Source organism: Lysinibacillus sp. C5.1 (assembly GCF_016350185.1).
GTDB classification, from domain to species: domain Bacteria; phylum Bacillota; class Bacilli; order Bacillales_A; family Planococcaceae; genus Lysinibacillus; species Lysinibacillus sphaericus.
Map to the genome: position 1 here is coordinate 3802827 of NZ_CP066226.1, position 12237 is coordinate 3815063.

At 40.6% G+C, this 12237-nt stretch carries 10 protein-coding genes; all 10 read right to left on the reverse strand.

Annotated features, from left to right (window positions below; genetic code table 11):
• Positions 1-252: 252 nt before the first annotated feature.
• Positions 253-720, reverse strand: a complete 468-nt coding sequence (smpB, locus tag I5435_RS18590; RefSeq protein ID WP_024363920.1) for an SsrA-binding protein SmpB — start codon at positions 718-720, stop codon at positions 253-255.
• Positions 721-781: 61 nt separating this feature from the next.
• Positions 782-3229: a ribonuclease R gene (gene rnr, locus I5435_RS18595; protein ID WP_108031034.1), complete on the reverse strand. Its 2448-nt coding sequence runs from the start codon at positions 3227-3229 to the stop codon at positions 782-784.
• Between the two features lie 37 nt (positions 3230-3266).
• Positions 3267-4013: an alpha/beta hydrolase gene (locus I5435_RS18600; RefSeq protein ID WP_337982763.1), complete on the reverse strand. Its 747-nt coding sequence runs from the start codon at positions 4011-4013 to the stop codon at positions 3267-3269.
• Positions 4014-4219: 206 nt separating this feature from the next.
• The gene (gene secG, locus I5435_RS18605; protein WP_024363917.1) at positions 4220-4447 is read right to left on the reverse strand and encodes a preprotein translocase subunit SecG; all 228 of its coding nucleotides are present in this window, start codon (positions 4445-4447) and stop codon (positions 4220-4222) included.
• 258 nt (positions 4448-4705) lie between these two features.
• The gene (gene eno, locus I5435_RS18610; RefSeq protein ID WP_024363916.1) at positions 4706-5998 is read right to left on the reverse strand and encodes a phosphopyruvate hydratase; all 1293 of its coding nucleotides are present in this window, start codon (positions 5996-5998) and stop codon (positions 4706-4708) included.
• A 2-nt stretch (positions 5999-6000) separates the two neighbouring features.
• Positions 6001-7542: a 2,3-bisphosphoglycerate-independent phosphoglycerate mutase gene (gene gpmI / locus I5435_RS18615; protein ID WP_337982764.1), complete on the reverse strand. Its 1542-nt coding sequence runs from the start codon at positions 7540-7542 to the stop codon at positions 6001-6003.
• Complete coding sequence (gene tpiA / locus I5435_RS18620) at positions 7535-8296, reverse strand: triose-phosphate isomerase (RefSeq protein WP_025220484.1); 762 nt, start codon at positions 8294-8296, stop codon at positions 7535-7537. Before tpiA ends, gpmI begins: the two co-directional genes overlap by 8 nt.
• 55 nt (positions 8297-8351) lie before the next feature.
• Positions 8352-9536, reverse strand: coding sequence for a phosphoglycerate kinase (locus I5435_RS18625; protein ID WP_025220485.1), 1185 nt, complete (start codon positions 9534-9536; stop codon positions 8352-8354).
• A gap of 421 nt (positions 9537-9957) precedes the next feature.
• Positions 9958-10974 carry a type I glyceraldehyde-3-phosphate dehydrogenase gene (gene gap / locus I5435_RS18630; RefSeq protein WP_025220486.1) on the reverse strand — a complete coding sequence of 339 codons (1017 nt, stop codon included), beginning with the start codon at positions 10972-10974 and terminating at the stop codon, positions 9958-9960.
• Positions 10975-11011: 37 nt separating this feature from the next.
• Positions 11012-12040: a sugar-binding transcriptional regulator gene (locus I5435_RS18635; protein ID WP_231785047.1), complete on the reverse strand. Its 1029-nt coding sequence runs from the start codon at positions 12038-12040 to the stop codon at positions 11012-11014.
• Positions 12041-12237 lie beyond the last annotated feature (197 nt).

Consider the following 12237-nt stretch of genomic DNA (forward strand, 5'->3'; position numbering starts at 1 on the left):
GGTAAACCTCCTCTCTTCGCGGGTATTTCTCTTTATTCCGCGGGTAAACACATTTCTTCAGGGATATTCTCCCTTATTTCGCGGGTAAACCTCCTCTCTTAGCGGTATTTTCCTTCACTCCGCGGATAAATCACCTCATTTCGCGGGTATTTCCCACAATTCTGCGGGTAAACCTCCTCACCCTCTCAAATACCTGCGAACATCATTGAAAAAAGCTCACCACAACAAGTGGTGAGCCTTCCTCGTAATCTACTAGTATTGATTTTTTGCTTTGAAGGTGCGTTCCATTTCACGTTTTGCTTCTTTTTTGCGCATGTCGTCGCGTTTGTCGTAGTCTTTTTTCCCTTTGCCGACGCCGATTAGTAGTTTGGCGTAGCCGTCTTTAATGTACATTTTTAAAGGGATAATGGTGTAACCATCGCGTTTGACTGCGCCGACTAGTTCGCCGATTTGCTTTTTATGTAGGAGCAATTTACGGGCGCGTAATGGATCATGGTTGAAACGGTTCCCTTGGTCGAATGGGCTAACGTGCATATTGCTAATCCATGCTTCGCCGTTTGTAATTCGAACGTATGAGTCGCGCAATTGGACTTTGCCTGCACGAATAGCTTTAATTTCTGTGCCTGTTAGTACCATGCCCGCTTCAATTGTGTCTTCAATAAAGTAGTCATGTCCCGCTTTTTTATTTTGTGCTAATACTTTCCCAGTACCTTTTGCCATTTAGTTCACCCTCTATTCAAAGGTTGAGCAGGACTTAGCCTGCTCACGCTGGATTTTTTCATTATTTACGTTTTGTTTTTTTCTTTTTGCCTTTTTTGGCGATGCCTTCGTAAAACTTTTGTTTTTGTTTTACGCCTTTTTTCGGGCCAGGGCTTGAGCTGTCTTTGCGTCGGCCACGTGGATCGCGATCACTGTCACCGCGTTCTCTGCGTTTTGAAGAGTCGCCATGGCTTGGTTTTTCCTCGTCACGGCGACCTCTGCCACCGCCTGAACGATTGCTTCGGCTACTGCGTCCGTCTTTGTTGTCGCTATAGTTTTTACGTGCATGAATAACAGTAGGTGTGGCTTTTCTTGTTCTTCCATAAGAAGTTACCATTCCTACGATTTCAAAGTCAATTGATGACTCCTCGATAATGACGTTTGCAACTCGTACTTTGACTTCATCACCGATGCGGAATTGGCGGTTTGTACGTTCCCCAATCATCATCATTTGGCGATCATCGAAGCGATAGTAATCATCCGTCATATTGCTAATATGCACAAGTCCTTCAATCGTGTTTGGTAGCTCGATAAAGATACCGAAGTTCGTAACAGAAGACACAATACCTTCGAATTCTTCACCGATTTTATCAGACATATATTGTGCTTTTTTCAGCGAGTCTGTATCGCGTTCTGCATCAACTGCACGACGTTCGCGTTCAGATGTATGGTCGGCAATTTCATCCATTGCCATTGCCCATTGTGCAAGCGTTTCTTTCGACGTATCTTTATTAATTAAGTACGTGCGAATTAAACGGTGGACAACTAAGTCAGGGTAACGACGAATTGGTGATGTGAAATGGGTATAGAAATCTGTCGATAAACCGAAGTGACCAATGCTTTCTGGATAGTACTTCGCTTGTTGCATAGAGCGTAGTAACATCGTCGAAATAACTGGCTCCTCTGGCATGCCTTCAATGGCTGTTAACACATCTTGCAATGCTTTTGGATGCACCGTATTGCCTGTACCTTTAATTAAAATACCGAAGTTCGTGACGAATTCAAAGAAGCGTTGTAGTTTTTCTGGCTTTGGATCTTCGTGAATACGGTATAGGAACGGTACATTCATCCAGTGGAAATGTTCTGCTACTGTTTCGTTGGCAGCAAGCATGAAATCTTCAATTAACTTCTCTGCTACAGTGCGTTCACGCAGTTCAATATCGACTGGCCAGCCATCTTCATCGACGATTACTTTCGACTCTTTAAAGTCAAAGTCAATAGCACCACGTAGCTCACGTTTGCGGCGTAAAATTTTCGATAGCTCTGCCATGTTTTTAAACATCGGTACAAGCGACTCATAGCGAGCAATTAGTGCTTCATCTTGTTCTTCTAGAATTTTATAAACATCTTTGTACGTCATACGCTCTGTCGTTTTAATAACACTTTGGAAAATTTCATGTGCAATCACATTCCCATTGCCATCAATAATCATTTCACATGATAGCGTTAGTCGGTCTACTTGTGGATTTAATGAACAAATACCATTTGACAGTCGATGTGGAATCATTGGGATAACGCGGTCTGTTAAATAGACACTTGTCGCTCGGTCATATGCTTCAATATCAATTACAGAGCCTTGTGTTACATAGTAGCTAACATCTGCAATATGTACGCCAAGCTTGTAAGTACCGTCTACATTTTTTGTCACTGTTACCGCATCATCTAAATCTTTTGCATCTGCACCATCGATAGTAACGATGGTTTCATGGCGTAAATCACGACGACCTTCTAAATCGGCTGGTGAAATTTCATCTGGCACACGTTGTGCAGCAGCGATGACTTCTTCTGGAAACTCTGGTGGAATGTCATGTTTATACAGAATCGATAAAATATCGACACCTGGATCATTTTTATGCCCTAAAATTTTTGTAATATAGCCTGTTGCTGATTTTAAATCTTCTGGCCATGTGGCAATTTCCACGACAACTTTGTGACCATCAACCGCACCTAATGTATCGCCTTTTGCGATAAAGATGTCCATTGGTAGTTTTTTATCGTCCAATACGACGAAGCCAAAGCCTCTATTTGCTTGGAATGTGCCTACAAATGTTGTTTGTCCACGTTCCACAACCTTTGTCACAGTGCCTTCACGGCGATCGCCAAAGGATTCCTTTAATACGCGAATGAGGACCGTGTCGCCATTGATGGCACCATTTACTTCGTGCGGTGGAATGAATACATCATCCATCCCTTCAATATCTGGTGTCACAAAGCCAAATCCTTTTGCATGACCGATAAACTTACCTCGGAGTAAATTCATGCGCTCCGGTAAGCCGTAACGATTGGAGCGTGAGCGTACAACTAAGCCCTGCCCTTCCATTCGCACGAGCGTTTTGACGAGCTCCTTAAATTCTTCTGCATCCTCAAATCCGAATTCGTCTTCGATTTCTCCAACGGTTAACGGTTTATATTCTTCTTCACCGAAAAAATCGAGTAAACGACTTTGTAGTGAATCTTTTTTGTCTGTCATACTATTGCCTCCTTCATATAAAAATCCTTATTCATATTTAGTGTGCCCAATTTAGCCCTTCTAAAAAACGATAAATATCTTCATGTAGTTGATCTTTTTCTTGATCTAATGTAATGACATGTTTTGAGTTTTCATACCACTTGATATATTTTTCTAGTGACTCAGTTTGATTATATATAATGTTGGCAGATTCTGTCTCTATTACCTCATCATTTGTCGCTTGTATGACAAATATAGGGGCATAAATCATATCGATTTCTTTTCGAGTCTGCGCAATAAACTCACGAAGTTCTTGTAATGATGGCATCCCTTTGTCAGCGATTAACGCCACTTCTGCATCAGTTTCAGCTTCAGTTTTACCTTCAAATTTTTTATAGTCTTTTGCATATTTTAAGACGCCTTCGAACATTACATCTGTTGTTCGCATGGTCATTGGTGCACACATTGTCACAATACCTTGTACAGGATTGTTCAGCGCTACATTTAAAGCCATCACACCGCCAAGTGATAGTCCTGCCACCGCAATTTCTTGATAGCCAGCATCTTGTAATTGTTGGTAGGCTGCTTTGACATCTTGCCACCAATCAGCTGGACCAGTTGTAATGAGTTCTTCAGGTTGCACACCGTGCCCTTTATAATGCGGCGCTAATGTAGTATACCCTTTTTTCTCTAAAAATCTACCAAGCATACGCACATCTGCCGAGCTACCTGTAAAGCCGTGTAATAATAACACGGCACGAGGGCCTGCTTGAAAGAAAAATGGCTGTGATAATGATTTGTTCATTCGCAAGTTCTCCTTCACTGTAAAACATATACTCTCTATTATAGCCATATCCATGATACATTGGCTTATTTTAGTGCATATTTAGTATAATTCATACTTATTTATCTATAACTATCTATGTACATAATATCAGCATGCTACTCAGTGAACTAAAAGATAAAAGAAAACGCCCAACCATTCGAGGTTAGGCGGCATATCTTCAACTATTATAGTTTTGCAATCGCAACTGCTAAAATAAAGAATAAAATGGATAATACAATTGTTGTACGGTGAAGAATTAAATCCATACCACGTGCTTTTTGCTTGCCGAATAGTTGTTCAGCTCCACCCGAGATGGCACCTGACAAGCCTGCACTTTTACTAGATTGTAATAAGACTACGACAATCAATGCTAATGATACGATAATTAAAGCTACTAATACTGCTGTATGCATACACTGCACCTCCCGAACTTTGAAACATCACAACATACTATATTATAACAAATAAAGGTTCTCATGACAAACACAGAATATAGGGTGACAGGCACCGAAACAATTCAGAATTTTATAATACTAAAAAATCTCTATGTCGCACGTCAGTGCCAGGCACTCACACAATTTTAGCACTCGCCTAAAAAAATTGCCTCTAAAAGCACATTCATGCTTTCGAGGCAATTTTCAAAAAGGAACAGCTAGTACTAGCGATTCACCTTATTTTAAGTTATAGAAAGAGTTTAAACCAAGGTACTCTGATGTTGCACCAAGTTGATCTTCGATGCGTAGAAGTTGGTTGTATTTCGCAACGCGGTCTGTACGAGATGGCGCACCTGTTTTGATTTGACCAGCATTTGTCGCAACTGCGATATCAGCGATTGTCGCATCTTCTGATTCACCAGAACGGTGAGAGATAACAGCTGTGTAACCAGCGCGTTTCGCCATTTCGATTGCTTCGAATGTTTCTGTTAATGTACCGATTTGGTTTACTTTGATTAAAATTGAGTTACCAACGCCTTGCTCAATACCAGCAGCTAATTTTTTCGTATTTGTTACGAATAAATCGTCTCCTACTAATTGAACGCGAGCGCCAATGCGATCTGTTAATAATTTATGACCAGCCCAGTCGTTTTCATCTAAGCCGTCTTCGATTGAGATGATTGGGTATTTAGCTGTTAACTGTTCATACCAGTCCACCATTTCTTCAGATGTTTTGACAACACCTTCACCATCTAAATGGTATTTGCCGTCTTCTTTATTAAATAATTCAGAAGAAGCAACGTCCATTGCTAATTTCACTTCTTCACCAGCTTTGTAGCCAGCTTTTTCGATTGCTTCAAGGATTACAGTGATTGCTTCTTCATTAGAACCAAGGTTCGGTGCGAAACCACCTTCATCACCTACAGCTGTGTTGTAGCCTTTGTCTTTTAATACTGCTTTTAAGCTGTGGAAAATTTCAGCACCCATACGTAATGCATGACGGAAGTTTTCTGCGCCTACTGGCATTACCATGAATTCTTGGATGTCTACGTTGTTATCTGCATGAGCACCACCATTTAAGATGTTCATCATTGGTACTGGTAATTGTTTTGAGTTGAAACCGCCAAGATATTGATAAAGAGGTACATCTAAATAATCTGCTGCAGCATGTGCAACTGCCATTGATACACCTAGGATTGCGTTCGCACCTAGTTTACCTTTGTTTTCTGTGCCATCTAGCTCGATTAAAGCTTTGTCAATTACTACTTGGTCAAGAACTGAGAAATTACCTTCTAATTCTTGTGCAATAATTGTGTTTACATTTTCGACAGCTTTTAATACACCTTTGCCTAGGTAACGTGATTTGTCACCATCGCGTAATTCTACCGCTTCGTATTCACCTGTAGAGGCACCTGATGGCACGATTGCGCGACCAAAAGCACCTGATTCTGTAAATACTTCAACTTCTACTGTTGGGTTCCCACGTGAGTCTAAAACTTCGCGCGCATAAACTTGTGTAATAAATGGCATAACTAATTCTCCTCTTTTTCGATTAATGATTTCCCTGTCATTTCAATAGGTTGTGACACCTCTAATAATTCTAACATGGTTGGCGCCAAATCGGCTAAAATGCCACCATTTCTTAACATTAAATTTGGTTTTGTCACAATTACTGGAACAGGATTTGTTGTATGAGCTGTCATCGGTTCCCCTTCTAACGTAACAACCTCGTCAGAGTTACCGTGGTCAGCTGTAATAATAGCTGCACCGCCTTTTGCCAGCAGAGCATCTACTACTTTCCCAAGACATTCATCCACTGCTTCAATTGCTTTGATCGTTGGCTCTAACATGCCACTATGTCCCACCATATCGGGGTTCGCAAAGTTAAGAAGGATGCCATCAAATTTATCGGCTGCAATCTCTGCAAGCAATGCTTCTGTTACTTCATATGCACTCATTTCAGGTTTTAAATCGTATGTTGCGACCTTTGGAGAAGCAATTAAAATACGTTCTTCACCAGCGAATTTCTCCTCACGACCACCACTCATAAAGAATGTAACATGAGGATACTTTTCTGTTTCTGCAATACGAAGCTGTGTTTTCCCATTAGAGGCTAACACTTCACCTATCGTATTTTTTAAGTTGTCATTTTCATAAGCAACTTGCGCATTCACTTCATCACTATAATGAGTGAACGATACGAATTTTACATTTTGCGGGTGTTTTGCAGAGAGCGCAAACCCGTCAAATGTTGGATTTGTAAATACTTTTGATAATTGAATTGCGCGGTCAGGTCGGAAATTAAAGAAAATAACCGCGTCATTATCTGCAATTGTCGCAACGGCTTCACCATGTTCTTGCACACTAAATGGAATAACAAATTCGTCGGTTACTTCACGCTCATAGGACTCCGTCACACCGGCAATTGCGCTGTCCGCTGTTTGTCCTACACCATCCACCAGCACATTATACGTCAATGCCACTCGATCCCAACGCTTGTCGCGGTCCATTGCATAATAGCGACCATGAATCGAAGCGAATTTACCAATGCCAATCGAAGCCATTTGTTTTTCAGTTTCTTCAATATAGTTGATTGCTGTCGTTGGACCTACATCACGACCATCTAAAAATGCATGAACAAATACTTCATCTACGCCTTGTTCCTTCGCTAGCTTTAACAGCGCAAACATATGCTCATAATGGCTGTGAACACCACCATCTGATAGTAAACCCATTACATGTAGCTTTGAGTGATGTGCTTTTACATGCGCTACAGCATCTAAAAATGCTTGGTTTTTAAAGAAGTCTCCTTCACGAATCGACTTGTTTAAACGTGTTAAGCTTTGATAGACGATACGACCGGCACCAATATTTAAGTGCCCTACTTCAGAGTTCCCCATTTGACCATTTGGCAACCCTACTGCTTCACCTGCCGCTGTTAATGTTGCATGTGGAAACTGATTCCAAAAACGATCAAAATTTGGTTTCTTTGCTTGCGCAACTGCATTTCCGAATGTTTCATCACGAAATGCAAAACCATCTAAAATAATTAATGCTACTGGCTTTTTAGGCATTTGCTGCCGCCTCCAATAATTTTAAATATGATTCGGCTTGTAAGCTCGCACCACCGACTAACGCACCATCGATATGCTCTTTTGATAACAATTCTTCAATATTATCAGGCTTTACGCTACCACCGTATTGAATACGAACAGCCTGTGCTGTTGCGGTATCGTATAATTTTTCAACAACTGCGCGAATAGCACCACATACTTGGTTGGCATCTTCTGCCGTTGCTGTTTTACCTGTGCCGATTGCCCAGATAGGCTCATAGGCAAGTACCATATGCTCCACATCCTGTGCCGCAAAACCGGCAAGTGCTGCTGTAATTTGACCAGCTACCTTTTGCTCTGTCGTACCAGCCTCACGTTCTTGCAATGTTTCACCACAGCAAATAATTGGGACGATATTATGCGAAAGTGCTGCAGCCACCTTTTTGTTAATAGCTTCATCTGTTTCGTTATAATACTCACGTCGTTCAGAGTGGCCTAAGATGACATAGTCCACAGCAACGCTCGCAAGCTGCGCAGGGCTAATTTCGCCAGTAAACGCCCCTTCATTTTCGTAATGCATTGTTTGTGCGCCAATTGCTAATTCAGATTCACTAGCAATTTGCACAAGCGTTGGTAGGAATAGTGCCGGTGCGCAAATAACTGCATCTACGTTGTCATTTGAAGGTAGTTTATCCTGCACAGCTTCGACAAACTGTATTGCCTCTTCAAATGTTTTATACATCTTCCAGTTACCTGCAATAATTGGTTTACGCATCGTTTATGCCTCCTATCTATTATGTTTGCTAAAAAGATTACTTTAATAAACGCTATTATTTGTCGTTTAATGCCACAATGCCAGGAAGCTCTTTGCCTTCCATTAACTCAAGTGAAGCACCGCCACCTGTCGAAATGTGATCCATCTTATCAGCTACTTCGAATTTTTCGACTGCTGCTGCAGAATCTCCGCCACCGATTACCGTGTAACCAGCAGTTGTTGCCATTGCCTCTGCTACAGTTTTCGTACCATTTGCGAATGGTTCCATTTCAAATACGCCCATTGGTCCATTCCAAATGATTAACTTCGATTTTTCAATCACCTCTGCATAATGCGCAGCTGTTTTCGGTCCAATATCAAGACCCATCCAATCAGCAGGAATAGCATCAACATCGACAATTTTTGTCTCTGCATCTTTCGAAAATTCATTTGCTACTACCGCATCAATTGGCATATGTAACTGCACGCCTTTTGCCTGTGCTTTTTCAATGAAAGATTTTGCTAGTTCAATTTTATCTTCTTCTAATAAAGATTTACCGATATCATGACCTTGCGCTTTAATGAAGGTAAATGATAGTCCCCCACCAATAATTAAATGATCGACCTTTTCAAGTAAGCTCTCAATCACACCGATTTTATCTTTCACTTTTGCGCCACCAATAATGGCTGTGAAAGGACGCTCTGGGTTTGATAATGCTTTACCTAGCACATCTAATTCCTTTTGCATAAGGAAACCTGATACAGCAGGAACATGCTTAGCAATGCCTTCTGTTGATGCATGTGCACGGTGAGCAGCACCAAATGCATCGTTCACATAAACGTCCGCAATTTTAGCAAATTGTTCCGCTAATGCAGGATCATTTTTCTCTTCACCAGCATGGAAGCGTACATTTTCAAGCAGAACGATATCGCCGTTTTGCATGTTCGCGACAGTCGCTTCTACGTTTTGACCGATGGACTCGTCTAATTTAGTAACAGGCTTGCCAATGATTTCAGCTAGGCGAATACCGACTGCTGTTAAACGCATATCTTCTTTTACTTCACCTTTAGGACGACCTAAATGAGATGCTAAAATCACCTTTGCCCCTTGTTCGACTAAATAGTCAATCGTAGGAATGGCTGCACGAATACGCGTTTCGTCTGTGATAACCCCATCTGCCATTGGTACATTAAAATCAACACGTACGAAGACGCGCTTACCTTTTACATCAATATCTTTCATTGTTTTCTTATTTAACATGAAGAAACCCCCTTCAAAGTTCGTAGTACGGACATAATAAAATGTGCTTCACCCATCTTGGCTGTTCACATTTTGAATTGGCGAATAACAGTTTTGGTAACAAGATTTTTCGAGTATGCTTGTAAAATTCCTTTGCTTATCGAATGGCAAAATGTCCAAGCAAGTGAAAGTATACCTTTACCAATTTTAATAGTAGCAAAAGTACCGTTTGATGTCTTGCATCTAACATCTCCTATATCTGTGTACGTTATAACAAGCCATGCGCTCTAAATATATTTATTAAAAAAAGGAGTAAGGGTACATCCCTTACTCCTATTACCCTTGTATATTATATCTTTTCGATATTATAAAGGCTATACTATTTTTGCGTAAAAAGCCGTATTATGTCACACTTTTTACTTCAAATTGCGAATTATGACACTTATTTATGATTTAACCCTTGTTGAGCAATGTATAATGCAAGATCCATTAAACGAGTAGAGTAACCAATTTCGTTATCGTACCAAGCAAGAACTTTCACCATACTATTTTCTAAAACCATTGTAGAAAGGCCATCCACAGTTGAAGAATGATGATTACCATTGTAATCAATTGATACTAATGGTAGTTCATTGTAGCCTAAAATACCTTTTAGCTCATTTTCTGAAGCTTCTTTTAAAGCGGCATTAATAGACTCTTTTGTAACATCTGCTTTTAGTTCTACCACTAAATCCACACATGATACATTCGGTGTTGGAACACGCATAGAAAATCCATCTAGTTTACCTTTTAATTGAGGTAATACTTTGGAAACTGCTACTGCTGCACCTGTCGTTGTTGGAATCATTGACACTGCCCCTGCACGCGCACGACGCGGATCAGAGTGCGGGAAGTCAAGGATACGTTGGTCGTTTGTATAAGAATGGATTGTTGTCATCATACCGCGTTCAATGCCAAATTTTTCATCCAAAATTTTGGCTACTGGTGCAAGACAGTTTGTTGTACAAGATGCATTTGAAATGACATCGTCTGTTTTTGGATTGTAATCCTCATGGTTCACACCCATTACGAATGTCGGCATATCTCCTTTAGCTGGTGCAGATAAAATGGCTTTTTTAGCACCTGCTTCAATATGCTTCCCTACATCTTCCATTGAACGGAATCGACCTGTACATTCAAGGACAACATCTACACCAAGCTCGCCCCATGGCAACTGCGCTGGGTCTTTTTCAGCGTATACTTTAACCTTTTTTCCATTCACTACGAAAGAATCTTCATCTGCATTTACATCAGCATCATAGATACCATGTACAGAATCGTATTTTAATAAGTGTGCAAGCTGACCAGCATCTGTTAAGTCATTCACTGCAACTACTTCAAATTCATCATGCTTCATTGCTTCACGAAATACTAAACGACCAATACGTCCAAATCCATTAATTGCTAACTTTAATGCCATTGTCAATTCCTCCAATAATGTTTTCATTGATTTATTTTTACAGTAAACGTTCAGCGATTGCCTTTGCTGCAGCTTCATCTGTTATAAAAATCGTCTGCTTCGGTGCTACCTTAAAATAAGATAGCATGGCATTCACTTTTTGTTTGCCTGCTGCCACCGCAATAATATGCTTACATTTTTCAACTTGTTCAAGTTGAATACCAATCGTGCGAATACGATGCACAATTTGTCCTTCGGCATTAAAATAATAGCCGAATGCTTCACTAACAGCACCTTTTTCTTCGAGAATACGTAAATCTTCGGCAGATGTATTACGACGAATCGCCATTTCTTCAGCAGAGCCGATACCATGAATAACGCAGTCAGCGCGGTCATAGTAAGCCATTATTTCTGTTACCATAGGCTCTGTTAACATCGCTTGATAAGCCTGTTCACTTAAATGCTCTGGTAAAAATAATGTACGGTGCTGGGCATCCATTTGCATAGCGAACGTAGCAACCAGTGTATTGGCCTGCATGTGCATTTCATGACCGATACCACCACGAGCAGCAACAAATGTAATGTTTTGCTGATGATCGACTGGTTGTAAAAACTGCGCTAAGGAGGCAACTGATTTCCCTCCAGTAACAGCCACTACTTGCTCATTGGCAATAGTCGAAAGAAATTGCTGTGCCGCTTCTTTTCCGAGCAATGTTAAAACGGTTTCGTCATCGTTGTAATCACCTGGTACGACTAGCACATGTTGCAATCCTAATTGTTGTTCGAGCGCTTTGCCTAGTTGAGTAAGGCCCGACCATTCATACACTAATGCTCTTAACTGTTCAATCACTAATTCGCCATCACTCGTACATACCATACCCGACTTTTGGGAATCTAATAACCCTTGCTCACGTAAAATATCTGTTTCTTTACGGATTTCACGTTCTGTCATTTTTAGTGACTCTGCCAGCGTTCGTCTACCAATTGGTTGCATCAGCTGTACCGATTGTAGAATACGATATCTCGATTGTAGAAGCGGATTCATTTCCGGAAGTAGTCTTCGCTGTGCCTCAGGTACAGTTAACATATCTATCTACTCCCTTTCACTTACAGTGGGTCGTTTTTTATCCCACTATATTAAATAATGTCCCACCTACAATTTAATTATAATATGCTTTATAAAAAAGAGCAAGCAATTAATGGTATGTGTTGCTAGTACAACCTTTATACATAGCGACACCCATTATTAGCATAGTAAAAATGACATGCTGTACTGTTTTGTTG